The organism is Parasphingorhabdus pacifica, assembly GCF_054779195.1.
Map to the genome: position 1 here is coordinate 392,553 of NZ_BAAGYS010000002.1, position 25,446 is coordinate 417,998.

The 25,446-nt window shown below is 68.5% G+C and carries 23 protein-coding genes; 5 read left to right on the plus strand and 18 right to left on the minus strand.

Annotation, left to right across the window (positions count from 1 at the left end):
• Window positions 1-45: 45 nt before the first annotated feature.
• The 4 genes from gatB to gatC are packed head-to-tail and all read right to left on the minus strand — an operon-like array spanning window position 46 to window position 3,576.
• Complete coding sequence (gene gatB / locus ACYVAN_RS01800) at window positions 46-1,551, minus strand: Asp-tRNA(Asn)/Glu-tRNA(Gln) amidotransferase subunit GatB (protein ID WP_460954860.1); 1,506 nt, start codon at window positions 1,549-1,551, stop codon at window positions 46-48.
• Window positions 1,548-1,742: a hypothetical protein gene (locus ACYVAN_RS01805; protein WP_460954862.1), complete on the minus strand. Its 195-nt coding sequence runs from the start codon at window positions 1,740-1,742 to the stop codon at window positions 1,548-1,550. Before ACYVAN_RS01805 ends, gatB begins: the two co-directional genes overlap by 4 nt.
• Window positions 1,742-3,277: an Asp-tRNA(Asn)/Glu-tRNA(Gln) amidotransferase subunit GatA gene (gene gatA / locus ACYVAN_RS01810; protein ID WP_460954864.1), complete on the minus strand. Its 1,536-nt coding sequence runs from the start codon at window positions 3,275-3,277 to the stop codon at window positions 1,742-1,744. Before gatA ends, ACYVAN_RS01805 begins: the two co-directional genes overlap by 1 nt.
• On the minus strand, window positions 3,277-3,576 hold the full coding sequence (gene gatC, locus ACYVAN_RS01815) for an Asp-tRNA(Asn)/Glu-tRNA(Gln) amidotransferase subunit GatC (RefSeq protein WP_460954866.1): 300 nt from the start codon (window positions 3,574-3,576) through the stop codon (window positions 3,277-3,279). The genes gatA and gatC overlap by 1 nt, the downstream gene beginning before the upstream one ends.
• A gap of 276 nt (window positions 3,577-3,852) precedes the next feature.
• Here gatC and ACYVAN_RS01820 point away from each other — a divergent pair, with 276 nt between their 5' ends.
• Window positions 3,853-4,506, plus strand: coding sequence for an ACT domain-containing protein (locus ACYVAN_RS01820; protein WP_460954868.1), 654 nt, complete (start codon window positions 3,853-3,855; stop codon window positions 4,504-4,506).
• Between the two features lie 41 nt (window positions 4,507-4,547).
• Here the strand turns inward: ACYVAN_RS01820 and ACYVAN_RS01825 are convergent, their stop codons facing one another.
• The 7 genes from ACYVAN_RS01825 to ACYVAN_RS01855 all read right to left on the minus strand — a co-directional run bounded on the left by ACYVAN_RS01825 (window position 4,548) and on the right by ACYVAN_RS01855 (window position 11,775).
• Window positions 4,548-5,036, minus strand: coding sequence for a GNAT family N-acetyltransferase (locus tag ACYVAN_RS01825; RefSeq protein ID WP_460954870.1), 489 nt, complete (start codon window positions 5,034-5,036; stop codon window positions 4,548-4,550).
• 7 nt (window positions 5,037-5,043) lie between these two features.
• A complete protein-coding gene (ligA, locus tag ACYVAN_RS01830; protein ID WP_460954872.1) occupies window positions 5,044-7,248 on the minus strand; it encodes an NAD-dependent DNA ligase LigA in 2,205 nt (734 codons plus the stop codon).
• 59 nt (window positions 7,249-7,307) lie between these two features.
• Entirely contained in the window at window positions 7,308-8,171 is an 864-nt protein-coding gene (locus tag ACYVAN_RS01835; protein ID WP_460954874.1) for a hypothetical protein, read from the minus strand.
• A gap of 85 nt (window positions 8,172-8,256) precedes the next feature.
• Window positions 8,257-9,288, minus strand: a complete 1,032-nt coding sequence (locus ACYVAN_RS01840; protein ID WP_460954876.1) for a uroporphyrinogen decarboxylase/cobalamine-independent methonine synthase family protein — start codon at window positions 9,286-9,288, stop codon at window positions 8,257-8,259.
• Window positions 9,289-9,366: 78 nt separating this feature from the next.
• On the minus strand, window positions 9,367-10,899 hold the full coding sequence (locus tag ACYVAN_RS01845) for a fatty acyl-CoA synthetase (RefSeq protein WP_460954878.1): 1,533 nt from the start codon (window positions 10,897-10,899) through the stop codon (window positions 9,367-9,369).
• Window positions 10,900-10,983: 84 nt separating this feature from the next.
• Window positions 10,984-11,562, minus strand: a complete 579-nt coding sequence (locus ACYVAN_RS01850; protein WP_460954880.1) for a transporter substrate-binding domain-containing protein — start codon at window positions 11,560-11,562, stop codon at window positions 10,984-10,986.
• A gap of 30 nt (window positions 11,563-11,592) precedes the next feature.
• Window positions 11,593-11,775: a hypothetical protein gene (locus tag ACYVAN_RS01855; RefSeq protein ID WP_460954882.1), complete on the minus strand. Its 183-nt coding sequence runs from the start codon at window positions 11,773-11,775 to the stop codon at window positions 11,593-11,595.
• 215 nt (window positions 11,776-11,990) lie between these two features.
• On the opposite strand from ACYVAN_RS01855, the gene ACYVAN_RS01860 reads away from it, so the two are divergent.
• Both ACYVAN_RS01860 and ACYVAN_RS01865 read left to right on the plus strand, forming a co-directional pair.
• Window positions 11,991-12,332 carry a hypothetical protein gene (locus ACYVAN_RS01860; RefSeq protein WP_460954884.1) on the plus strand — a complete coding sequence of 114 codons (342 nt, stop codon included), beginning with the start codon at window positions 11,991-11,993 and terminating at the stop codon, window positions 12,330-12,332.
• 163 nt (window positions 12,333-12,495) lie between these two features.
• A complete protein-coding gene (locus ACYVAN_RS01865) occupies window positions 12,496-13,578 on the plus strand; it encodes a glycoside hydrolase family 25 protein (protein ID WP_460954886.1) in 1,083 nt (360 codons plus the stop codon).
• Between the two features lie 32 nt (window positions 13,579-13,610).
• Here the strand turns inward: ACYVAN_RS01865 and mnmA are convergent, their stop codons facing one another.
• The 4 genes from mnmA to ACYVAN_RS01885 all read right to left on the minus strand — a co-directional run bounded on the left by mnmA (window position 13,611) and on the right by ACYVAN_RS01885 (window position 17,701).
• On the minus strand, window positions 13,611-14,702 hold the full coding sequence (gene mnmA, locus ACYVAN_RS01870; protein WP_460954888.1) for a tRNA 2-thiouridine(34) synthase MnmA: 1,092 nt from the start codon (window positions 14,700-14,702) through the stop codon (window positions 13,611-13,613).
• 3 nt (window positions 14,703-14,705) lie between these two features.
• Window positions 14,706-15,941, minus strand: coding sequence for a cysteine desulfurase family protein (locus ACYVAN_RS01875; protein WP_460954890.1), 1,236 nt, complete (start codon window positions 15,939-15,941; stop codon window positions 14,706-14,708).
• Window positions 15,942-16,088: 147 nt separating this feature from the next.
• Window positions 16,089-16,931 (minus strand): lysophospholipid acyltransferase family protein, encoded by an 843-nt coding sequence (locus tag ACYVAN_RS01880; protein WP_460954892.1) that lies wholly within the window; start codon window positions 16,929-16,931, stop codon window positions 16,089-16,091.
• Window positions 16,928-17,701 (minus strand): GNAT family N-acetyltransferase, encoded by a 774-nt coding sequence (locus tag ACYVAN_RS01885; protein ID WP_460954894.1) that lies wholly within the window; start codon window positions 17,699-17,701, stop codon window positions 16,928-16,930. Before ACYVAN_RS01885 ends, ACYVAN_RS01880 begins: the two co-directional genes overlap by 4 nt.
• 138 nt (window positions 17,702-17,839) lie before the next feature.
• On the opposite strand from ACYVAN_RS01885, the gene rnhA reads away from it, so the two are divergent.
• A complete protein-coding gene (rnhA, locus tag ACYVAN_RS01890) occupies window positions 17,840-18,319 on the plus strand; it encodes a ribonuclease HI (protein WP_460954896.1) in 480 nt (159 codons plus the stop codon).
• A gap of 69 nt (window positions 18,320-18,388) precedes the next feature.
• Here rnhA and ACYVAN_RS01895 read toward each other — a convergent pair whose 3' ends face one another.
• Both ACYVAN_RS01895 and ACYVAN_RS01900 read right to left on the minus strand, forming a co-directional pair.
• The gene (locus ACYVAN_RS01895; RefSeq protein ID WP_460954898.1) at window positions 18,389-19,348 is read right to left on the minus strand and encodes an electron transfer flavoprotein subunit alpha/FixB family protein; all 960 of its coding nucleotides are present in this window, start codon (window positions 19,346-19,348) and stop codon (window positions 18,389-18,391) included.
• A gap of 29 nt (window positions 19,349-19,377) precedes the next feature.
• A complete protein-coding gene (locus tag ACYVAN_RS01900; protein ID WP_460954900.1) occupies window positions 19,378-20,160 on the minus strand; it encodes an electron transfer flavoprotein subunit beta/FixA family protein in 783 nt (260 codons plus the stop codon).
• A gap of 316 nt (window positions 20,161-20,476) precedes the next feature.
• Here ACYVAN_RS01900 and ACYVAN_RS01905 point away from each other — a divergent pair, with 316 nt between their 5' ends.
• A complete protein-coding gene (locus ACYVAN_RS01905) occupies window positions 20,477-21,322 on the plus strand; it encodes a DegV family protein (protein ID WP_460954902.1) in 846 nt (281 codons plus the stop codon).
• Window positions 21,323-21,382: 60 nt separating this feature from the next.
• Here the strand turns inward: ACYVAN_RS01905 and hrpA are convergent, their stop codons facing one another.
• On the minus strand, window positions 21,383-25,315 hold the full coding sequence (hrpA, locus tag ACYVAN_RS01910; RefSeq protein ID WP_460954904.1) for an ATP-dependent RNA helicase HrpA: 3,933 nt from the start codon (window positions 25,313-25,315) through the stop codon (window positions 21,383-21,385).
• Window positions 25,316-25,446 lie beyond the last annotated feature (131 nt).

A 25,446-nucleotide genomic window follows, 5' to 3' on the forward strand; every position in this document is an offset into this window, starting at 1 on the left:
ACGCGCGATTTCTCGCGAAACCGACACGCCCCGGGTGACCGGCAGCTACTGGCCGCAGGCCGCCAACACCAGTTCGCGGACGCGCTTGGCGTCGGCCTGGCCCTTCGTGGCCTTCATGACCGCGCCGACGACCGCCCCCGCTGCCTGCACCTTGCCGCCACGGATCTTGTCCGCCACGTCCGGCTGCGCGGCGAGCGCCTCGTCGATCGCCGCCTGCAGCGCGGAGTCGTCGGAAACGACCTCCAGACCCTGCGCGGCCACGACGTCGTCCGGTTCGCCCTCGTCCTCGAGCACCCCGTCGACGACCTGCCGCGCGAGCTTGTTGGTCAGCTTGCCCTCGTTGACCATCGCGACCACCCGCGCCACCTGCTTCGGCGTGATCGGCAGCTCCGCGAGCTCGACACCGCGCGTGTTGGCCTGCTGCGAAAGATAGGCCACCCACCAGGACCGCGCCTCATCCGGCGTGGCACCCGCGTCGACGGTGGCGGCGATCAGGTCCAGCGCACCCGCGTTGACCAGGTCGCGCAGCTCCTCGTCGGAGAGCTGCCAGTTCTCCTGAACCCGCTTGCGCCGCTCCCACGGCAGCTCGGGCAGGGTCTTGCCCAGTTCCTCGACCCACTCCTTGGAGGGGGCGATGGGCACGAGGTCGGGCTCCGGGAAGTAGCGGTAGTCCTCCGAGGTCTCCTTCGGGCGGCCCGCCTGGGTGGACCCCGTCGACTCGTCGAAGTGCCGGGTCTCCTGCACGATGCTTCCGCCGCCGGTGAGCACCGCCGCGTGCCTGCGCATCTCGAAGCGCACCGCGCGTTCGATGCTGCGCAGCGAGTTGACGTTCTTCGTCTCCGTGCGGGTGCCGTACTCGTCGGCGTCCTTCGGCTTCAGCGACACGTTCGCGTCGCAACGCAACGAGCCCTGGTCCATCCGCACATCGGAGACCTCCATCGACCGCAGCAGGTCGCGGAGCGCCGAGACGTAGGCACGCGCCACCTCGGGAGCCCGGTCACCGGCACCCTCGATCGGCTTGGTGACGATCTCGATCAGCGGCACGCCCGCGCGGTTGTAGTCCAGCAGCGAGTGCTCCGCGCCGTGGATGCGCCCGGTGGAGCCACCGACGTGCAGCGACTTGCCGGTGTCCTCCTCCATGTGCGCGCGCTCGATCTCGACCCGGAACGTCTCGCCGTCGTCGAGTACGACGTCGAGGTACCCGTCGAACACGATCGGCTCGTCGTACTGCGAAGTCTGGAAATTCTTCGGCATGTCCGGGTAGAAGTAATTCTTCCGGGCGAACCTGCACCATTCCGCGACCTGGCAGTTCAGCGCCAGACCGATACGGATCGCCGACTCCACGGCCTTACCGTTGACCACCGGAAGCGCACCGGGCATGCCCAGGCACACCGGGCAGACCCGAGTGTTGGGGTCGGAACCGAAGGCGTTCGCGCAGCCGCAGAACATCTTCGTTGCCGTGGACAGCTCGACGTGCACCTCGAGGCCCAGCACCGGGTCGAACCGCTCGAGGACCTCGTCGTAGTCCATGATCTCGGCGACGGCGGTCACTTGTCCTCCCCCTTGCGCAGGGCGCGCACGGCCAGCGCGGTACCGGTGATCAGGCCGAGCGCGGTGAAGATCGAGTCGGCCAGCGCCAGCTTGTCGTCGTTCCGCCGGGCGTCCCGGAAGCTCGCGCGCAGTCCGAAGACCGCCGATGCCGCCGAAACGAGCTGGAACACTGCTTTCATCTTCGGACTCATCACGCCACCTCCAGCTGAGGAACACGGTCGAGCAGGCTGCCGCCGTCGGCGGCGTCGCGGGCTGCCTCGTAGGCAGCGCCGACCCGGTAGAGCCGGTCGTCGGCCAATGCCGGGGCCATGATCTGCAGCCCCACCGGCATTCCGTCCTCGTCGGACAGTCCACACGGGACACTCATGGCCGCGTTGCCCGCCAGGTTGGACGGGATCGTGCACAGGTCGGCGAGGTACATCGCCATCGGGTCGTCCGCCCGCTCGCCGATCCGGAACGCGGTTGTCGGCGTCGTCGGCGAGACCAGCACGTCGACCTGCTCGAACGCGCTGGCGAAGTCGCGGGTGATCAACGTCCGCACCTTCTGCGCCTGGCCGTAGTACGCGTCGTAGTAACCCGACGACAGCGCGTAGGTGCCCAGCATGATCCGCCGCTTGACCTCGGGGCCGAATCCGGCCTCGCGGGTCATCGACATGACCTCCTCGGCACTCCGCTCGCCGTCGTCGCCGACCCGGATCCCGTAACGCATCGCATCGAACCGTGCCAGGTTCGACGAGCATTCGCTCGGCGCGATCAGGTAGTAGGCCCCGAGCGCGTAGTCGAAGTGCGGGCAGGAGACCTCGACGACCTCCGCGCCCAACGCCTCGAGCTGGGCGACGGACGCCTGGAACGCGCGCTGCACGCCCGCCTGGTAGCCCTCGCCGCCGAGTTCGCGGACCACGCCCACGCGAACGCCGGTCAGGTCACCGGCGGCGCCCTCTCGAGCCGCGGCCACCACCTGGGGGGCCTCCGCGTCGATCGAGGTGGAATCCATCGGGTCGTGACCCGCGATCACCTCGTGCAGCAGCGCGGCGTCCAGCACCGTCCTGCCGCACGGGCCCGGCTGGTCCAACGACGAGGAGAAGGCGACGAGGCCGTAGCGGGACACACCGCCGTAGGTCGGCTTCACACCCACCGTGCCCGTCACCGCACCGGGCTGACGGATGGAGCCGCCGGTGTCCGTCCCGATCGCCAAGGGCGCCTCGAAGGCCGCCAGTGCCGCCGCGGAACCGCCCCCGGAACCGCCCGGGATGCGGTCGGTGTCCCACGGGTTGCGGGTCGGCCCGTAGGCGGAGTTCTCCGTCGACGAGCCCATCGCGAACTCGTCCATGTTCGTCTTGCCGAGGATCACCACGCCCGCTTCGCGCAGCCTGCGGGTCACGGTCGCGTCGTACGGCGGCTGCCACCCCTCCAGCATCTTCGAGCCACAGGTCGTCGGCATGTCATTGGTGGTGAAGACGTCCTTGAGCCCCAGCGGAACACCCGCCAGCGGCGACGCAGCCCGGCCCGCGGCACGATCCTCGTCCGCCTTGCGGGCGGCGGCCAACGCGCCGTCCGCGTCGAGGTGCAGGAACGAATTCACGGCCGGTTCGGCGGCGGCGATGCGGTCCAGGTGCGCCTGCGTCACCTCGACGGCCGTCACCTCGCCCGCCTGCAGCTTCTCGGCGATCCCGGCGGCGGTCAGCCGGGTCACCGCCGAGCCCTCGCCCGATGCGGTCGTCGTCATCACGCCTCCTCGCTGAGAATCCGCGGCACGCGGAAACGGTCCTCTTCCGCTGCGGGCGCACCGCCGAGCGCCTGCTCCCGGGTCAACCCCTGGCGGACCACGTCCTCGCGGAAGACGTTCGTCACGGGTACCGCGTGGGAGGTCGGTGGGATGTCGTCCGCGGCGACCTGCCCGACCTTGGCCACCGCTTCCAAGATCTGGTCCAGCTGGCCTGCGAAGGTGTTCAGTTCCTGCTCGGTAACGGCCAGTCTGGCCAGGCCGGCGAGGTGCTCCACCTCGTCACGGGAGATCTTGGACACTGCGAAGGCTCCCTGGTCATGTCCGGTATCACGGGTTTCCCCCAGTCTATTGCGGGCCCGGGGCGACTCCCGTGGAGGGGGCGTGCCCGCCGGTGCGGACAACGCGTCCGAGTCGTGATGCGCAATCCCTACACTGACGGTGGCCTCACGAATAGACTGCTGTGTCTGCCACAATTTCCCCGGCCTGCTCGGCGCATGTCGCCCACCGGGCGCGGTAGTGCGCCGCGAGGAGCGCGGACGGCAAGGTGCCGCGCACGAAGCTGGAGGCAAGATCCGGTGTCCTTCCTGATCCGGGTGCAGATACCGGACCGTCCGGGAATTCTCGGAGCGGTCGCCACCGCACTGGGTGAGATCGGGGCCGACATTCTCAGCGTCGACGTCGTCGAGCGCGGCAATGACGTCGCCATCGACGACCTGGTCGTCGAGATGCCCTCCGGCCGACTGCCCGACGGCCTGATCACCGCCGCCGAATCCATCGACGGAGTCGAGGTCGACGCGGTACGCCCCTACTCGGGCGTGCTGGACACCCACCGCGAGCTGGAACTCGTCGAGGAGATCGCCGCCGAGCCCAGCCACGGGCTGCAGATCTTCGCCGAAGGTGTACCGAAAATCATCCGTTCCGGGTGGGCGATCGTGTTCGGCCATCACTCCGGCGGGGCCGAACAGCTCGCCGCCAGCGGCTCCGCCCCGCAGCAGGGCTACCTTGAGCTCCCCTGGCTGCCGCTACCGCGCGCCACCATCCTCGACGGGGACGAGGGCTGGGTGCCCGAGACCTGGCAGGAACTGGGCACCGAGCTGGCCGCGACTCCCATCGGCAAACCCGACCGGGTGCTGCTGGCCGGCCGTCCCGGCGGGCCGATGTTCCGCGCCGCCGAGGTCGCCCGGCTCGCCCACCTCGCCGGGATCGTCTCCGTCGTCCTCGACGACTGACCCGCCGGATCGATCGTCCTCGACGACTCCCGGCGGCCCGGTCACACCGGTTCGAGGGTGTAAGCGATCAGTTGCAGGCCTGGCACGGGCTGCCAGTCCCGATCGACGGCCCGACGGAAGCCCAGGCTCTCGTAGAGCCGGTGGGCGATGGTCATCGACTCCTGGCTGCTCAGCACGACGCGGTCCAGGCCCTCCGCACGGGCCCGGTCGAGCACCGCACGTACCAGTTCGCGGCCGACACCGCGACCAGCCGCTTCCGGGGCGACCGCCAACATCCGGAACTCCAGCTCACCGGGGCCGGCTATGTCGGCGTACCGGTCACCGTGGCGGGCGACGGTGACCGAACCGAGCACCTTGTCCCCGTCGACGCACACGAGCAGTTCGGCGTTGGCTGCCCGGTGGCCCGCATCCCGCAACACCTGCCCGTAGTCGGAGGTCTCGGAGATGTGCCCGCCTTCGAGGTAGGCGTGCGCCGTCAGCTCCCCGACGGCTTCGAACTCTTCCGGCCTCGCGGCCCGAATCATCGCCATGCTCGCCTCACTCCGCGGGCAGTGCCGCGTCGACAGCGGCTTCGGGGCCTTGTTCGAGCAGCACCCGGAAACCGTTCTCGTCGAGCACCGGAACCCCCAGCTGCACGGCCTTGTCGTACTTCGACCCCGGAGCGTCCCCGGCGACGACGAAGGCTGTCTTCTTCGACACGGAACCGGCCGCTCGGCCACCACGGGCCATGATGTATTCCTTGGCCTCGTCCCGGGAAAACGTCGGCAGCGAACCGGTGACCACGATGGACAGTCCGACCAGGTTTCGCGGCACCGATTCGTCGCGTTCATCGGCCATCCGAACCCCGGCCTCGCGCCACTTGCGCACCACCTCGCGGTGCCACTCGACGCCGAACCACTCGCGCACCGCCGTAGCGATCGTCGGCCCGACGCCGTCGATCGCGGCGAGCTCTTCCTCGCCCGCCGACTCGATCTTGTCCAGCGAACCGAACTCCCTGGCCAGCGCCTGCGCGGCAGTGGGACCGACGTGCCGGATCGAGAGCCCGACCAGGACCCGCCACAACGGCTTCTGCTTGGCCGTTTCCAGGTTGTTCAGCAGCTTCCGGCCGTTGGCCGACAACGCCCCGTCCTTGGTGCGGAACAACGCGGTCCCGAGCAGCTTCTCCTCGTCCAGCGAGAAGATGTCGCCCTCGTCGTAGACCACGCCCGCCGACAGCAACGCGGATGCGGCCTCGTACCCGAGCACCTCGATGTCGAAGACCTTCCGGCTGGCCAGGTGGAACAGCCGTTCCCGCCGCTGGCCGGGGCAGGACCGCGCGTTGGGGCAACGCTGGTCGACGTCGCCCTCCTTCTGCCGATACAGCTCCGCGCCGCACTCCGGGCACTGGGTGGGCATGACGAACTCGCGTTCGCTGCCGTCCCGGGTGTCGACGACCGGCCCGAGGACCTCGGGAATCACGTCACCCGCCTTGCGGATCACCACGCGATCACCGATCAGCACGCCCTTGCGGCGCACCTCGTCGGAGTTGTGCAATGTCGCCATGGATACCGTCGAACCGGCGACCTTGACCGGCTCCATCACCGCGAACGGCGTGACCCGGCCGGTCCGCCCCACGTTGACCTGGATGTCGAGCAGCGTGGTGTTGGCCTGTTCCGGTGCGTACTTGTAGGCGATGGACCAGCGCGGGGCACGCGAGGTGGTGCCGAGCCTGCGCTGCAGGGGCACTTCGTCGACCTTGACCACGATGCCGTCGATCTCGTGCTCGGCGGAGTTGCGGTTCTTTCCCCAGTAGCGCACGTGATCGAGCACTTCGTCCACACCGGACAGCACCGCGGTGTGCTCGGACACCGGCAAGCCCCAGGCCCGCAGAGCCGCGTACGACTCCGACTGCCGGTTCGGCTCGAAACCCTCCCGCCTGCCGAGCCCGTGGCAGATCAACCGCAGCGGCCGGGTACGAGTCACCCTGGGGTCCTTCTGCCGCAGCGAACCGGCCGCCGCGTTGCGCGGGTTCGCGAACGGGGGCTTGCCCGCCTCTACCAGTGCCGCGTTCAGCTCGGCGAACTCGTCTACCCGGAAGAACACCTCACCGCGGATCTCCACCAGCTCCGGCACCGGGTATTCGCCGCTGCCGTCGAGTTGTTCGGGAACCTCGTTCATGGTGCGGACGTTGAGCGTCACGTCCTCGCCGGTGCGGCCATCGCCCCGCGTCAACGCTCGCTCCAGCACGCCGTTCCGGTAGAGCAGGTTGATCGCCAACCCGTCGATCTTCAGCTCGCACAGGTAGTGCGCGGACGACCCCACCTCGCGCTCGACCCGATCCACCCACGCACCGAGTTCCTCGGTGTCGAACGCGTTGTCGAGACTGAGCATGCGCTCGAGGTGGTTCACCGCGGTGAATTCGGTGGAGAAGGTCCCGCCGACGGCCTGCGTCGGCGAATCCGCGCCCCGCAACGCGGGATGCTCGGATTCCAGCCGCTGCAGGTCGGCGAACATCCGGTCGAACTCGCCGTCGGAGATCGTGGGCGAATCCAGCACGTAGTAGCGGAACTGGTGGCCGCGGACCTCGTCCACCAGGTTCGCGTAGTGTTCGCGCACCTCGGCCGGAACGTCCTCGACGCCTTCGGCCTGCTGCGCCGCCGCCGGGTCCCGCATTTCCTGATCGAGCGCCTCGTCACCCATGCGGGCGTCGTCCCGATCGGTCGCGGCGTGCCGGTCCTGCCCGGCGGAGTCCTCGCTGGTCACGTCCCGAGCCTAACGAGCCATCCCGACACTCGCGCACATCGCCTCTCCGGGAAGGAGCTTCAGGCCCCGCCCCGATCCGTCGGTTCCTGTCCCGACGAGTCCTCTCCCGCAACGTCCTGCCCCGCGGAACGCCGCTCGTCGGCGTTCCGCTCCGGCGAGTCCGGGCCGTCGGATCCGGACTCCTGTTCCGGCGAGTCCTGCTGCGCGGCTGCCGAGTCCGGGACGTCGGTTGCCGAGTCCGGGTCATCTCCCCGGTCGAGGCGCCGGACCAGCTCCCGGAACTCCAGCAGGTCGATCGAGCCCTGCGGTTCCCGCACGGCCGTCTCCACCCTGCCGATGCGATCGGCCGCCAGCCGCTCGCCGAGCGCGGCGTCCAACGGCAGGAAGGTCAACGCCTGCTGCGCCGCGTCCTCCAGACCGTCGAATCCCGGGTGGTACACGGCGACGTCGACCAGCCCCGCCCCGGAATCCACCTGCGGGGCCAACCGGACCTCCGCCAACGGGTACTGCTCCCCGCGCAGGTTGACCGTCACCTCCGTCGGGTCCGGCACCGCGGGGATCGAGTCGTGGTACTCGAACAAGGTGTCGGGCTTCGGGGCCGCGGCGATCCACGCATCGGTGTAGGGCCGCAGTTCCGGGTCCGCCTGGGCGGTGAGGACCAGCGCGTAGACCGCGGTCTCGCCGCGTTCGATCGAGAACTTCAGCTCCGGGTGCACCCCGGCAAACATCTGCGAGAGCTGGTGGTCGACGCGCTGCGGCATGCTGTCGCCGAGTGCAGCGCCCACCTCGGGCAGGAACTCGTCCCAGCGCCGCCAGAACGTGGCGGCCCGGACGGCGGCGTCCCGCTCGACGTCGATCTCCCCGGTGGCCTCCGGTTGCCCGGCGTTCTTCTCCGCGCGGCGGCGCCGCAGGAAATTCAGCATGGGCACCATTGTGCCGCCTCGCCCTCGGTACGCGCGCCGACTCGGCGAAACCTGAACCCACCGAGTCGCCCAGCCGGGACGGTGATCACTCCTCGGCTTCCTCGGCGAACATCCGTCCGAGCTCACCGGTCAACTCGATCGCCCGCTTCGCCCAATCCGGGGAGGCCCCGGCCAGTCCGCACGACGGGGTCGGCACGCTCGCCCCCGACAGCACCCGGTGATGGAACCCCAATCGTTTGGCCAGGGCGAACGCGGGCACGGCGAGATCACGCAGCCCCGGTTCCACGGCCGGTCGCACGCCCGGGACCAGGCCCAGCAGCAGCACCACGCCCTCCTGCCACGCCTCGCCGAGCTCGTCGGCAAGCGCCCCGGATACCTCACCCAGCCCGGTCGCGTCCAACGAGACGACCCCGGCCCCGGACTGCCGTAGCAGCTCGACCGGCGGGCGGGGCGCGCAGCAGTGCACCGCGACCGACGCCCCGGTCGCCGAGGACAGCCGGTCGATGGTCTCGGACAGCAGCCGCCGCACCTCCGGCTCGGGCACGGCGGGAACCTTGCCGTAGCCGGACGGCGTCGGCAGCGCCCCCCGGAGCACCGCGGGCAGCGTGGGCTCGTCGAGCTGGATGACGACCCGCGCGCCGGTCCGGGCCGAGACTTCGTCCGCGTGCGCGAGCAATCCTTCGGTCAGTGATTCGGTGAAGTCCCGCAACGCCCCGCGGTCGGTCAGCACGCGGTGACCTCGTTCGAGTTCGATACCGGCCGCGAGTGACCACGGTCCGGCCGCCTGCACCTTCACGGCCTCGGGTGCGCCGGCCTCACCGACCGCCTGCTCGATCGCGTCGGTGTCCCAGCGCAGCAGGTCGCGTGCGCGGCGCTGGTCCCTCCCCGGCCGGGACGCGACCCGATACCCGGAGGGCACGACCTCGACGGCGATGTCGACCAGCATTCCGGCGGTGCGCCCGAGCATGTCGGCGCCAACACCCCGGCGGGGCAGTTCCGGGATCGGAACCAGCCTCGGCAGTTCGCCGACGACGAGACGGGCCGCCTCCAACGGGTCGTCGCCCGGCATCGATCCGACGGCGGTGGCGGTCGCGGAGGTCCACGCTGCGTTGCTCACGCCACCATTGTCCGGGATTCGGGCACACTCACCCGACGGGGCGGGGTGCGCGGCACGTCGCCCCGTTGCCCGAGCGGATCAGGCGGTGAACTCTTCCCGCAGCACCCGTTTCAACAACTTGCCCGCGCTGTTGCGCGGGAGGTCGTCGACGAACCGGATCCGCTTGGGCATCTTGAACCCGGCAAGCTCGCCGCGCGCGTGCTCGAGCAGTCCGGACTCGTCCACTTCGGACCGTGCGACCACGACCGCCGCGATGCTCTCGATCCACTTGTCGTCGGGCACGGCGATCACCGCGACCTCGGCCACCGCCGGGTGGCTGTAGAGGGCGTCCTCCACTTCTCGGGACGCCACCAGCACGCCACCGGTGTTGATCACGTCCTTGATCCGGTCGACGACGTAGAAGAAACCGCCCTCGTCGCGCCGCACCAGATCGCCCGAATGGAACCAGCCGTCCCGGAACGCTTCTGCGGTGTCCTCCGGCTTGTCCCAGTAACCGGTGCACAGCTGCGGTGACCGGTAGACGATCTCGCCCAACTCGCCGGCGGGCACTTCCTCTCCCCGGTCGTCGACGACCTTCGCCTCCACGAACAGCGCCGGAAGACCCGCCGAATCGGGACGGTCGGCGTGCTCCTCCGGTCGTATAACGGTGGCCAGTGGCGCGATTTCGGACTGTCCGAAGCAGTTGTAGAAGCCCAGCTCCGGCAGGCTCTCCCGCAACCGCTGCAGGACCGGTCCCGGCATGATCGATGCGCCGTAGTAGGCCTTGCGCAGCGAGCTCAGATCGCGCGGGCCGAACTCGTCGTGGTTGGCCAACGCCACCCACACGGTGGGTGCGGCGAAGAACGCACCGATCCGCTCGTTCTCGATCCGCCGCAGGATGTCGAGCGGGTCGGGGGCTTCCACCAGGCGATTGGTGGAACCGATCATCAAGTGCGGCATCAGGAACACGTGCATCTGCGCCGAGTGGTACAGCGGCATCGCGTGCAGCGGATCGTCATCGGCTTCGAAATCCAGCCCCACCACGCACGAGAGGTACTCGTGCAGCAGCGCGCGATGGGTCATCATCGCGCCCTTGGGCCGCGAGGTGGTTCCGGAGGTGTAGAGCAGCTGGACGAGATCGCCGTCGGCGACCTCCGCTGCCAGCTCCGGGACCGGCCCGTCCAGTGCACCCGCCAGCAACGACCCCGCCGCGTCGCGCAGCGGGATCAACCGCCGGACCGGGGTTTCGGCCCGCACCTCGGCGATGTGCTCGGTCATTGCCGGGTCCACGAGCGCGATCGTGGACCCGGACTGGTCGAGCAGGTAGGTGAGTTCGCCACCGGTGAGGTTGTAGTTGATCGGCACGTGCACCAGTCCGGCGCGCGCGCAGGCGAGGAAGCCGATCAGGTAGGCGTCGGAGTTCTTGCCATAGGCCGCGATCCGGTCGCCGGTGGCGGCACCTTCCGCGAGGAGCATCCCCGCCGCCCTGGTGACAGCCGCGTCGAGTTCGGCGTAGGTCCACGCGCGCTCGTTGCCCGCGCTGTCGGCGAACCGCAACGCGACGCGGTCGGGAACTCGTGCGGCACTACGCCGCAGCACGTCGGAGACCGTGCTGGCCCGGATATCGCTCATGGACACTCCTTCGTCGCAGTGAGCGCACGACACTAACCGGGCGTTGCTGCCGACACCAGAGCGTTCCGGCCGGGGCAACGCGCCTCAGCCCTCGGCGTCGCCAGGAGTATCGGGATTGCAGGAATACTTGTCGATCAGCCCCGGGTCGGGTTTGTAGTTCTCGGGGGTCGGGATCGACTCCAGGTGCTGTTCGAAGAGCGTCGACCATTCCGACGAGGTGACGAACTCCTTGCTCACGTTCTTGATCTTGGCGCAGTCCTCCGGCTGTCCCTCGGGGATGGCGACGCCGTATAGGTTCGGCGCGTCCATCTTGATCCCGGGAACCAACTTGAACTCGGGGTACTTCTGCACGAACCCGTACAGGATCATCTGATCGGTCGAGATCGCATCAGCAACGCCGTTGCGCAACTCATCCACGCACTGGGAGAAGTCCTTTCTCCCGAGGGGGATGATGCCCGCGATCTCCTCAAGCTGCTCGAGCGAGGTCGTCCCGCCCGCGGTGCAAACCGTTCTGCCGTCGAGGTGCTCTGTTCTCCGGATTCTGTCGTCGCCCCTCCGCACCATCACGCCCTGCGAGGTGACGGCGTAGGGCCCGATGAAATCCACCTCGTCCTCGCGATCAGAATTGATCGAATAGCTTGCAACCACCATGTCGGCAAACAAGAACGCTGCGGAACAGCACGGGACTTCCTCTCATTTGCTCAGCACCGCAGTGGCCACGGCGACGTTCACGACCGCCCCGGTACATAGCGGTTCGGCTTTCAACCGCACGGTAATCGGATTGCTCGCCAGGTTGGGGTCGATTTCGACCTCTTTCGACTCACCTGCTTCCAGCGTGATCGACTCTTCCCTGATCCCCGAGACCTCCAGCGACATGACAGGGGCACAGAACTGAAATCCCGCCCGCTCCTCGGGGTCGGTGATATGGAAACCGACCTCCAGATTCTGTCGGCCCTTCGGATCCCCCCCCGAGATTCACCTCGGCCTGCTCCCCCACAGCCAGCGTGGCGGGTTCGACGGAGGCCTCCTCCGTGAGGTCGATGCTGCGGTAGTTCAGGTACAACACGTACACCCCCGCGATCAGCGTGACAATGCCGATCGCGATACCCATCGTCTTGACCAAGGGCAGGCGTTGCCCGCCGCCTGCCCTTGGTCAAGACCAAGGGCAGGCGTTGCCCGCCGCCTGCGTTGGCGATGAGGAGAGCGAGCACGGCGACGGCCAGGCTCAGCACGCCGGCGATCTGGGCACCCCGGTCCTGCAGTCCGAGAAGCAGTGCCGTGCCAACGAAAACGCCGAGCAAGGTCACCGCGAGCCACCCGGACGGAAACTGCTTCGACGGTCTCGTCATGCGCACTACTCCACTGTCTGTCTGTCGAGCGACCCCCCGCTCACGAAGCAGCGATACGTGCTCCCCCAGGAATTGCTCGCGTAGTGCTCGCGGACAAGATCCCGTTCTACCGTGGTACCGGATCGCCGTGGCTCGTGCCACAAAAACCGGGGAAAACATGTACCACCCGAACGCTTCTCGACAGGACGCACCGCAACGTGCTAATCACAGAGAGCGATCTCCGCAGCGTGTGCAACAGAAGCCAGGGGTGAGGCCAGCAGTGCTCTACGGCATCGACATCTCCCACCACCAAGGTGCGTTCGACCTGCACCGCACGGCCCGCGAAGGTTTCCACTACGCCTTCCTCAAGGCCACCGAGGGAAGTTCGTTCGTCGACAGCATGTTCGGGCGAAACCTCGGTGACGCGCGTGCCGCCGGGCTCATCACCGCCGCCTACCACTACCAGCGCGGTGATTCCTCCGCCGCCGCGCAGGCCGCCCACATCAGAAACGTCGTTCCGGTCGACGTCCCCGTCATCCTCGACGTGGAAGCCAACGGCGGCCATCCCGACCTGTCCCGCGACATCATCCGGCGGCTCGTCGACGCCGGATACCGGTCGCCGCTGCTGTACCTGCCCCAGTGGTACTGGCAGCAGATCGGTTCACCGGACCTCCGCGGCCTGCCGCCGCTGTGGTACTCGCGGTACGCCAACAACGAGGGCGGCTACGCGAGCGAGATCTACGAACGCAACGCCGATTGGTATGCCCAGCACTGGGGTGGATACGGCGGCCTTCCGGTAGCCGTCCTGCAGTTCACGTCCTCGGCGACGGTCGCGGGGCACACCCCGGTCGACGCGAACGCCTTCCGCGGCACCCGCGCCGAACTCGCCCACCTGATCGACAGCACCGCAGCACCCGGAGGGATCGAAAGCATGGCACTGGACACGCCGTTCACCGACAGCTTCGGAAACACCCAGACCGTCGAGTCGTTCATGGTCGAGGTGATGCGCAAGCTCAACGACATGCACTTCCCCGCCGTCGTGCCGGGTTCGGTGCCCTCGCGCATCCCGGGCGATCAGAACAAGAGCAATGTCTTCGACATGATCAAGGACTCGGCGTCGTGGACCAACCAGATCCTCGGTCTGGTCGCGCGGATGCAGGCGGGCAACACCACCGATCCGGACGAGATCGCCACGGCGTTGCGGCCGGTCATCGCCGAGGTCGTCGGGCCTGTCGTGCAGGAGTCCGTGAGGGCGGCACTCGGTGAGGACAACAACGCGCAGGCCGAGGCGATCGTCGACCAGATCGCCGAGCGACTCGCCGCTCAGAAGGCCCCCGACGCAACGATTTGAGAACCACGCTGAGAACCACGCGCGGAGGGTTCCTACTGGCCGGTGGCCGCGATCAACCCGCTGCCCAGCACCAGATCGCCCTCGGCCTCCGGCCGGTACAGCACGATCGCCTGACCGGGTGCCACCCCTTGCAACGGATCGCGGAGGCGCACGCGGATGCCGTCGGGGACGGCCTCGGCGACGGCATCAGCGTTGCCGCCGTGCGCGCGCACCTGGATCACGCACTCCGTCGGTCCGTCCAGCGGCTCCCCGGACGGCCAGATCGGACGTTTCGCCTCGATCTCGGTGACACCGAGGCGTTCGGCGGAACCGACCTTGACCGTGCCCGAGACCGGTTCGAGCGAGAGCACGTAGCGCGGGCGGCCGTCGGCCGCGGGCGCGTCGATGCCCAGGCCCTTGCGCTGCCCCACGGTGAACCCGTGCACGCCGGTGTGCTCACCGAGCACGTCACCGGTCTCGTCGTCGACCAGCTCGCCGGGACTCTGCCCGAGCTTGGATTCCAGGAACTTCTTGGTGTCACCGTCGGGAATGAAGCAGATGTCGTGGCTGTCCGGCTTCTGCGCCACGGCCAAATCGCGTTCGGACGCCTCGTCGCGCACTTCCGACTTCAGCGATCCGCCGAGCGGGAACATCGAGTGCCGCAGCTGCTCGGTGGTCAGCGACGCGAGCACGTAAGACTGGTCCTTGCCCTCGTCCCGGCTCCGCCGGAGCACCGGCACGTCCTCCACGATGGACAGTTGCGCGTAGTGGCCGGTGCAGACCGCGTCGAAACCGAGCGCCATCGCCTTTTCCAGCAACGCCTCGAACTTGATCTTCTCGTTGCACGTCATGCACGGATTCGGGGTGCGTCCCGCCGCGTACTCCCCCACGAAGGTCTCGATGACCTCCTCGGTGAAACGCTCGGCGAAATCCCACACGTAGAACGGGATTCCGAGGATGTCGGCCGCACGGCGAGCGTCCCGCGAATCCTCGACCGTGCAACAGCCGCGCGCCCCCGTCCGCAGGGTGCCGGGCTTGGCCGACAGCGCCAGATGGACACCCGTCACGTCGTGACCGGCTTCCACCGCTCTCGCGGCGGCTACCGCGGAATCGACTCCGCCGCTCATGGCTGCCAGTACTCGCACGCCTCACACCTCCGTCTGGGCGGCCGTGGCCCCCGCAGCAGCCTTGCGCAACCCGGACATTCCCGCGTCACGCGCTCGTCGCACCACCGGCCCGATCGCATCGGTGAGTGCCTGAACGTCCTCCTGGGTCGAGTTGTGCCCCAGCGAGAACCGCAGCGAGCCCCGCGCGGACCCGGCACCAGCTCCCATCGCCAGCAGCACATGACTCGGTTCGGCGACCCCTGCCGTGCACGCGGAACCGGTGGAACACTCGATCCCCTTGGCGTCCAGCAGCATCAGCAGGCTGTCGCCCTCGCAACCGGGGAACGTGAAGTGCACGTTGCCCGGCAGCCTGCCCGGTACGGCGCCGGGCTGGACCGGGCCCGGATCCCCGTTGAGCACCGCATCCGGAACCGCGGCCAGTACCCCGTCGATCAGGTCCGCGCGCAACCGCAGCAGTTCCTGCACGTGCCGGTCCCGCACCTCGACGGCTTCCCGGACAGCGCTGGCCAGTCCCAGCACCGCCGGGGTGTCCAGCGTCCCGGAACGTACTTCGCGCTCCTGGCCGCCACCGTGCAGCACCGGGGTGCAGGTGACGTCCCGCGCCAGCAGCAGCACCCCGACCCCGTACGGGCCGCCGATCTTGTGTCCGGTCATCGTCAACGCGGAGGCCCCGCAGGCGGCGAAATCCACCGGAACGGTATCGATCGCCTGCACCGCGTCGGTGTGCAGCGGAACGCCGTAGCTCTCGGCGACCGCGGTGAGTTCCGCGATCGGATTGACGGTCCCGACCTCGTTGTTCGCCCACATCACGGTCGCCAGCGCCACATCGTCGGGTGCGGAGCGCAACGCCGCTTCCAGCACTTCCGGGTGCACCCGACCGTGCTCGTCGACCTCCAGCCAGGTGACCTCGGCACCCTCGTGCTCCACGAGCCATTCGACGGCGTCCAGCACCGCGTGGTGCTCCACCGCCGAGGCCAGCACGCGCCTGCGCGCGGGGTCGGCCGCCTTGCGCGCCCAGTAGATCCCCTTGACCGCGAGGTTGTCGCTCTCGGTGCCGCCCGCGGTGAAGAGCACTTCCGACGGCCGCGCCCCGAGCGCGGTCGCGATCGTCTCGCGGGATTCCTCCACCGCGCGACGCGCCCGCCTGCCCGAGGTGTGCAGTGAGGAGGCGTTGCCCATTCCGGTCAACGCCTCGCTCATCACCGCGACCGCTTCCGCCCGCATCGGGGTGGTCGCGGCATGGTCGAGATAAGTCATCGCCCTGCCAGGATAAAGCAGGCGGATGAGCCTTCGTTCCGGCGGTCGTTTCCCGAACCCGCAGGTCAGGACCGCAACCCGGTCGCGGCCGGGAATCGCGGGACAACGCGGGCCCCAACGCTTCGCTGCGCGGGCGCAAACGCGGGCTCAAGCAGCCAGCCGCTGCTCCTCCCGGTGCCCGGATGCCGGGAGGTTCGCGCCTGCCACGTCGGCGGTGGCGGCTTCGACACGGCGGGCGAGTTCGCGCCGGTCCGCCACCTCACCCGCGTCGAGGTCGGCCAGCAGGAACATCTCGACGACCAGGTCGCGGGCCCGCGCCACCTCGAGGACGGACTCGATGAGGTTCGCCTCCCCGACGAACGCGGCGACCGTGGTCGGGTCCCCACCGCCGGATCGATAGCGCAACGCCACCGGCTGCACGCGCGTACCGGCGTCCACCGCAGCCTGGAACACGGCCGGGCGGTACCGGCCGGACGACAGGCCACACCAGGTCGTTCCTTCCGGGAACACCCCCACCACCGACCCCTCCCGCAGGGCATCGGCAATCCCGCTGACCGCCCGCGGCAACGTGCGCAACCGGTCGCGGTCGATGAACAGCGTTCCCGCCCGCGCGGCGAGCGCACCGACCAGCGGCCACGAACGCACCTCGGACTTGGCCAGCAGGCGCATCGACCACACCGACTGCAGCACGGCGATGTCCAGCCAGGAGACGTGGTTGCTGACCGCGAGACCGCCTTCGGCCAGGCGTGCCTCGCCGTGCACGAAGAAGCGCACGTCGAACGCGCGGAGCAGCGCTCGGTACCAGCCCCGCACGAGACGTCGCCGGAGGTCGGCGGGCAACACCGCGAGCACCAGGGCGAGCCCGGTACCGAGCAGCAGCACGCACACCGCCCTGCTCAGCCGCAGCACCACCCGGTGCGCGCCCACCGTCGGCACGCGCTGCACGCAGCCCGGCCCGCACGGCGAGGTCGGCATCCACTGGTGGGTCATGACTCCCCCAGAAAGAACCGCAGGTAGCGCTGGTCGATCCGGCTGAAGTCCAGCAACACGAAGAAGTCCGCCACCCCGAAGTCCGGATCGTGCGCGGGTGGACCGCACACCCACGCGCCCAACCGCAGATAGCCCTTCAGTAGCGCGGGCATCGGCCCGCGCTCGGGCCGAACGTCCGGTGCCGGACTCCACGGGCGGTACGGACGCACCCGGAACTCCTCGGGCGCGAGGTGCTTGGCCGTCACCGTTTCGTGCACCCGCGCGGCCAGCGTGCCGCCGTCGTCCAGCGGCACCGAGGCGCATCCGGCCAGCCAGGTGTGGCCGTGGAGGAGCATGTACCGGGCGATGCCGGCCCACACCAGGCTGACGACCGCGCCGCTGCGGTGCTCCGGGTGCACGCACGACCGCCCGGTCTCGACCAGTGCCGAACGCAGCGGGTCCAGCGCGGCGAGTTCGAACTCGGTTTCGGCGTAGAGGCTCCCCGCCGCCGTGGCGCGCTCCGGCGGGAGCATCCGGTAGGTGCCGACGACGTCGCCGTTGCGGTCGTCGCGGACGATCAGGTGATCGCAGTGGTCGTCGAAGGGGTCGGTGTCGACACCGGCGCCGTGGACGGTGGCGCCCATCTCCCCGGCGAACACCTCGTAGCGCAGGCGCTGGGCCGCCAGCACGTGCACGGGGTTCCTGGTGACGAGCAACGAGTAGTGGGCGGCGTCGGTCGAGTTCGGAGAACCTGCGGGCGCGGTGCTGACAAGCAGCTGCGACTCGGACATGCTGCAGGTGTATCGCCGCACATCGGACGTCCAGTAGGCCCACGGGTGACACGACGCCGGAACATTCGGTGAATGCCCGGTACCTGCGCGGACCGTGCTGTGCTCGCCACGTTCCGCTGAGCGGTTAGATTGCTGCGCATGGAGCATCAGGTGGCGAAGCTGGGGCAGGAACACGTCGATCTGTTCACCGACGGCGCGTGCAGCGGCAATCCGGGGCCCGGCGGCTGGGGCGTGGTGCTGCGCTACGGCAGCCACGAGCGGGAATTGCACGGCGGCGAGCGCGCCACGACCAACAACAAGATGGAACTGACGGCGGTCATCGAGGGGCTCGCCGCGCTGACCCGCCCCGTTCCGCTCGTTCGCGTACACACCGACAGCACCTACGTGCTCAAGGGCATCACGCAGTGGTTGGCCGGGTGGAAGCGCAACGGCTGGCTGACCTCCGCCAAGCAGCCGGTCAAGAACGCCGAGCTGTGGCAGCGGCTGGAGGCCGAATGCGCACGCCACGACTCGGTCGAGTGGGAGTGGGTCAAGGGTCACAGCGGTCACGCGGAGAACGAGCGCGCCGACAAACTCGCCTGCCGGGGGCGTGACGACGCGCGCGAGGGCGTGAGCTGAGCACCGTTCGCACGCGCGCGAGGGCGGGTCGCACCGGAGTGCGACCCGCCCTCGAACCGATCCGGCGGATCAGGACTTGCGCTTGGTGACCTCTTCGGTCAGCTGCGGCGCGACGGTGAACAGGTCACCGACGACACCGAAGTCGGCGATCTCGAAGATCGGAGCCTCGGCGTCCTTGTTCACCGCGACGATCGTCTTCGACGTCTGCATCCCGGCGCGGTGCTGGATGGCACCGGAGATGCCCAGCGCGATGTAGAGCTGCGGCGAAACCGTCTTGCCGGTCTGGCCGACCTGGAACTGGTGCGGGTAGTAGCCGGAGTCCACGGCCGCACGCGAAGCGCCGACCGCGGCACCGAGCGAGTCGGCGAGCTTCTCGACGACCTCGAAGCTCTCGGCCGAGCCCACACCGCGACCGCCGGAGACCACGACGGAAGCCTCGGTGAGTTCGGGGCGGTCCCCGCCCTCGACCGGCTGGCGGCCGGTGACCTTGGCGTTCTTCGCGGGGTCGACGGCGGGAACCTCGACGGATTCCTCGGCGCCGGCACCCTGGGTCTGCTCGGCTTCCACCGCACCCGGCAGGGCCGTGACGACCGGCGTGCCGGAGACGACCTGTGCCTTCGCGTCGTAGGTGCCGCCGAACAGCGAGTGCGAACCGACGGCGTCGGCGTCGATGTCGACGACCTCGGACAGCAGGCCGGAACCGAGCCGGAGCGCGAGACGACCCGCGATCTCCTTGCCGTCCACGGAAGCCGGGATCAGCACCGCTGCCGGTGAAGCCGTGGAGGCCAACGAGGCCAACACGTCCACCTGCGGGGTAACCAGGAACTCGGTGGCCTCCGCGGACTCGGCGGCGTAGATCTTCTCCGCCCCGTGGGACGCCAACGCGTCCTTGAGCTTGCCTGCCGTGCCGGGCTCGCCCACCACCACTGCGGAGGGCTCACCGATCCGACGTGCGGCGGTCAGCAGCTCGAATGTGACCTTCTTCGCCTCGCCACCGGCGTGGTCGACGAGGACCAAAACCTCGGACATGTCTTATATCTCCTCGTGAACCCTGTGCCTCAGACGAGCTTCTGGCCGGCCAAGAACTCGACGACCTGGGTGCCACCGGCACCCTCGTCGGTCACGCGCTGACCCGCTGCCTTCGGCGGCTTCGGCGCGGACTGGACGACCTTCGACCCGGCATTGGCCAGACCGACCTCGCCCGGCTCGATGCCCGCGTCGGCGATCGTGAGGACCTGCACGGGCTTCTTCTTGGCCGCCATGATGCCCTTGAAGGACGGGTAGCGCGGCTCGTTGATCTTCTCGGTGACCGAGACCACGGCGGGCACGTTCGCCTCGGCGTTGACGATCCCCGCGTCGGTCTCCCGCTCGACCTGGACGGTCGAACCATCGGTGGTGACCTTGCGCGCGTAGGTGAGCTGCGGCATGCCGAGCGCCTCGGCCAGCATGGCGGGAACGGCACCGGCGCGACCGTCGGTCGCCTCGTTGCCCGCGATCACCAGGTCGACCGAGTCCACGGTCCCGACGACCTTCGCCAGCGCCTTGGCGGTCTGGACCGCGTCGGAGCCGTGCAGGGCCTCGTCGGAGAGGTGGATCGCCTTGTCGGCGCCCATCGACAGCGCCTTGCGAATCGCGTCGGTCGCTCGATCCGGACCCATCGCCACGACGGTGACTTCGCCGCCCTGCGCCTCCTTGATCAGCAACGCTTCCTCGACCGCACGTTCATTGATCTCATCCAGCACGGCGTCCGCCGACTCGCGGTCGAGCGTGTGGTCCGCGTCAGAGAGCTTGCGCTCGGACCACGTGTCGGGCACCTGCTTCACCAGGACGACGATGTTCATGGGTCCTCTTCGACCTCCTGCGGACTGACGACGGCTTGTTGTTGCGGAAATCTTCGTGTCCCCGGATCCCCACCGGGAAGGTTGACCTTGCCATGCACCCTGGGGAATAGCACAGTGACGCCAACCACTGTCGATGTTACTTGCCAGTATCCCCTGCGCAATAAGGTTCCGTACGTGACGGTACTCACCACGGAGCCCTCGTCGCCGCCCCCGGGCACCACATCTTTCGGTCGTACTCGCGACGCGCAGCGGCGAGCCCACCCGAAAATCGGGACACCAGTGCGAAAAACATTCACAGAAAAGTAGTCTGAAGCGCATGAGTCAACGCGTCGCCATTGTGACCGACTCGACCGCGTCCGTCCCGGTCGACGTCGCCGAAAGGTTGGGCATCAGCATCGTCCAGCTCGAACTCACCGTCGGCGACGAGCCCAACGACGAGCGCCGGGTCCCGCAAGCCCAGCTCGCCGAGGCGATGCGCGCGGACACCCCCGTCGGAACCGCCGAACCGCCCGGCCCGGCGTTCTTCTGGAACTACATGGACGCCGCCTCCGCCGGCGCCGAAGCGATCATCTCGGTACACATCTCCGAGGGGCTCTCGAAGACCTGCGAATCGGCCCGAGCCGCCGCGTCCGAGATGGGCATTCCCGTCTACGTCGTCGACTCGCAGCTCGTCGGACTCAGCCTCGGCTACGCGGTGATGGCCGCCGCCGAGGTCGCCGCCACCAACGCGACCGTGCAAGGCGTGATGAGCGTGCTCGACGCACGACTGCGCGGCACCACGCAGCTGGTCTACGTGGACACCCTCGAATACCTGCGACGCGGCGGTCGAGTCAGCCGGGTCCAGGCGGCTCTCGGTCAAGCCCTGTCCGTCAAGCCGGTCCTGATGCTGCAGAACGGCAAGATCGAACCACTGACCAAGGGAATCGGCCCGGACCGCGCACTGAAGAAAGCGCTCACCAGCGCGGCCCAACGAGCCGGCAACGGACCGGTCGACGTCGGCGTGGAGCACTTCGATCTCGAGCACCAGGCGAAGCAGGTGCTCACCGAACTGCAGCACCAACTCCCGGACACGCGCCGCGCCACTCTCGCCGAGACGAGCGCGATCATCGGCGCGCACACCGGACCCGGCGCTCTCGGCATCACCGTCTCCCCGGTGACCTAGACCGGCGGAAACGCCGGAAACGGCCGAGCTCGGTAGCGCAGGCCGCCACACGAAACACGATCACAGCTTGTCCATGGCTCGGTGGATGCGCTTGGTCGACACCGGCTGCGGCGTGCCCAGGTTCTGGGCGAACAGGCTCACCCGCAGCTCTTCGATCATCCATCCCACCTGGCGCAACGATTCGCTCACCGGTTTGCCGTCCGGCACCGCGTCGATCAGGTCGAAGTACCTGTTCTGCACCTCGGCCACCTGATCCATCCAGTCCTGGTCGCGCTGCGGATGGGTGGTGATCTTGTCGAGCCGCTGCTCGATGGCCCGCAGGTAGCGGGCAAGGTCGGGCAGCCGGTCCCACCCGGTCGAGGTCACGAAACCGGGATGCAGCAGACCGGCCAGCTGGTCGTCGATGTCGGCCAGCGCCTCCGGCGGCAACGACCTTCTGGCCTCCGACAACGCCGAATCGACCCGCTGTCCCGCGAGCAGCACCTTCTCCACTCTGGACACCGTGTTGGCGACGGCGCTGCCGTACTGCGCCCGCGCCTTGCGCTCCAGCTCGGCGTGCCCGGCTTCGGTCCACGCCGGACCACCGTGCAGCGAGATGAGCTTGTCCACCGCGCAGGAGAGACAGTCGTCGAACACGCCCGCCGCTTCGCCGTGCGGGCTGCTGCCGAATACCAACCGGGTGCTGCTGCTCATACCGCGCTGCAGCGACTTCAGCGGTGACGGCAGATTCAACAGCAACAGCCGCCGAGTACCGAGCCACTGTGCGTGCCGCTGTTCCTCGGCGGTGTCGAACATGCGGACCGCGACGCTCTCGCCTTCGTCCACCAGGGACGGATACGCCTTGACCGCGTGTCCGGCACGTTCGTTCTCGTACGTCTGGGGCAGATTCCCGAAGTTCCAGGTGCGCTGACCGCTCTGCTCGATGTCGTTGGCGGCGGCCGAGATCTCGGCGCGCAGTTCCGGCTTCAACTGCCGCTTGAGCGGAGCGAGCTCGCCCGCTTCGGCGAGCTTCGCACCGTCGCCGTCGATGACCCGGAACGTCACCTTCAGATGGTCGGGAACCCGGTCGAGATCCCACGCATCCGGCGGAACCGTGGTGCCGGTCATGCGCCGCAACTGCTCGCCGAGGGCTCCCAGCAACTCACCCTGCTCGGGGCTGATCCGGTCGAGCGCGGCCTTTGCGAAGTCGGGTGCGGGCACGAAGTTCCGACGGATCTGCTTGGGCAGCGACTTGATCAGCGACACCACCAGTTCTTCGCGCAAACCGGGGATCTGCCAGTCGAAGCCGCGCTCGTCGATCTGGTTGAGCACCGGCAGTGGGATGTGGACGGTGACACCGTCGGCATCCGAACCCGGTTCGAACTGGTACGACAGTGCGAGCTGGTGGCCGCTCTGCCGCCAGGTGTCCGGGTAGTCCTGGTCGCTGATCGCCGTCGAATCCTCGTTGATCAGCATCGACTTCTCGAAGTTCAGCAGGTCCGGCTGCTCCCGCCGCACCTTCTTCCACCACGAGTCGAAGTGCTGCCCCGACACGACTTCACTGCCGACCCGCTGGTCGTAGAACTCGAACAGAGTCTCGTCGTCGACGAGGATGTCGCGCCGCCTGGCCCGCTGTTCGAGGTTTTCCACCTCGGCCAGCAACGCCCGGTTGGTGTGGAAGAACTCGTGGTCGGTGTCCCAGTCGCCTTCCACCAGCGCGTGCCGGATGAACAGCTCCCGACACAGTTCCGGTTCGATGCGCCCGTAGGCGACCTTGCGGGCGGCGACCAGCGGAACCCCGTAGAGGGTGACCTTCTCGAAGGCCATCACCGCCGCCCGGTTCTTCTCCCAATGCGGTTCGCTGTAGTTGCGCTTGACGAGGTGCCCCGCGAGGTTCTCCACCCAGTCCGGTTCGATCCGCGCGACGACCCGCGCCCACAACCGCGAGGTCTCGACGAGTTCGGCCGCCATCACCCAGCGCGGTGGTTTCTTGAACAGCGACGATCCGGGAAACACCGCGAACCGGGCGTTGCGCGCCCCCACGTACTCGCCCGGTCCCTTGCCGGACTGGCCGGACTTCTTCTCGGTGTCCTTGAGCCCGATGTGCGAGAGCAGGCCCGCCAGCAGCGACTGGTGCACCCGCGCCGGGTCGGCAGGCTCGTCGTTGAGCGACATGCCCATCGACTTCACCATCTGGCGCAGTTGCCCGTAGAGGTCCTGCCACTCGCGCACACGCAGGTAGTTCAGGAATTCCGCCTTGCACAGCTTGCGGAACTGGTTCGCCGAGAGGTCCCGCTGCTGTTCCCGCACGTACTGCCACAGGTTCAGGTAGGCCAGGAAATCCGATTCCTTGTCGGTGAATCGCGCATGCTTTTCGCCTGCGGCCTGCTGCTTGTCGGTGGGACGTTCCCTCGGGTCCTGAATAGACAGTGCGGCGGCGAGCACCAGCAGTTCCCGCACGCAGCCGTTGCGCTCGGCCTCCAGCACCATGCGCGCCAGCCTGGGGTCGATCGGCAACTGCGCGAGCTTGCCACCGATCTTCGTCAGCCGCTTGCTGGTGTCCTTCTTGGCCGGGTCGATCGCGCCCAGCTCGTGCAGCAGGTTGATGCCGTCGGTGATCTGCCTGCGATCCGGTGGCTCCAGGAACGGGAACGATTCGATCTCGCCCAGGCCCAGCGACGTCATCTGCAGGATGACCGAGGCCAGGTTGGTGCGCAGAATTTCCGGGTCGGTGAACTCGGGCCGCGCCTCGAAGTCCTGTTCGGAGTACAGCCGGACGCAGATGCCCTCGGACACTCGACCGCAGCGCCCTTTGCGCTGGTTCGCCGAAGCCTGCGAGATCGGTTCGATCGGCAGCCGCTGCACCTTGGTGCGGAAGCTGTAACGGGAGATCCGCGCCGTACCCGGATCGATGACGTACTTGATGCCCGGCACGGTCAACGACGTTTCGGCGACGTTGGTGGCCAGCACGATGCGCCGCCACGCGTGCGTTTTGAACGCCCGGTTCTGCTCGGCGGTCGACAACCGCGCGTACAGCGGCAGCACCTCGGTGTTGCGCAGGTTCTGCTGGTTGAGGGCGTCGGCGGTGTCGCGGATCTCCCGCTCGCCGCTGAGGAACACGAGGATGTCGCCGGTGCCTTCGACCGACAGCTCGTCGACGGCGTCGCAGATGGCCTGGGTCTGGTCGCGTTCGACGTCCTCGTCCGGATCGGAGTCGTCGACCAGCGGCCGGTACCGGACCTCGACCGGATAGGTCCGGCCGGAGACCTCCACGATCGGCGCGTCCTCGAAATGCCGGGAGAACCTGTCCGGGTCGATGGTCGCCGAGGTGATGATCAGCTTCAGGTCGGGCCTGCGCGGCAGCAGCTGCTTGAGATACCCCAGCAGAAAGTCGATGTTCAGGCTGCGTTCGTGGGCCTCGTCGATGATGATCGTGTCGTACTGGCGCAGCAGCCGGTCACGCTGGATCTCGGCGAGCAGGATGCCGTCGGTCATCAGCTTGACCAACGTGTCGTCACCGGAGCGGTCGGTGAACCGCACCTGGTAGCCGACGGCGCTGCCGAGTTCGGTGTCTAGTTCCTCGGCGACGCGCTCGGCCACCGTGCGGGCCGCGAGCCTGCGCGGCTGGGTGTGCCCGATCACGCCCTGCACGCCGCGCCCCAGTTCGAGGCACATCTTCGGGATCTGGGTGGTCTTGCCGGAGCCGGTCTCACCGGCCACGATCACGACCTGGTTGTCCCGGATCGTGTCGAGCAGATCGTCCCGGCGCCGGCTGACCGGTAGAACCTCGGGGTATTCGATCTTCGGCACGGCGGCACGGCGTTGCTCGATCCGGATCTCGGCGGCCTCGACATCGGTGCCGATCTCGGCGGCCACCGATTCCAGGGCGTGCGGATCGCGGATCTTGCGCGCGCCGTCGATCCGGCGACGCAAGCGCCGCTGGTCCTGCGGCATCAGGTCTGGAAGGCGATCCCGCAACGCGGCCAGCGGCGATCCCGAAGATGACGTACCCATACTCCGTCCAGGATAATGAAGCCTTCCGGCCGGAACGGCATCGAGCCGCACCGGCCGGTGAATTGTGGGGTGATGCTGCTCTCCCCGTCCAACGTTTTTCGCGGTTTCCGGCCGGTGCACCGCCCGGTCGC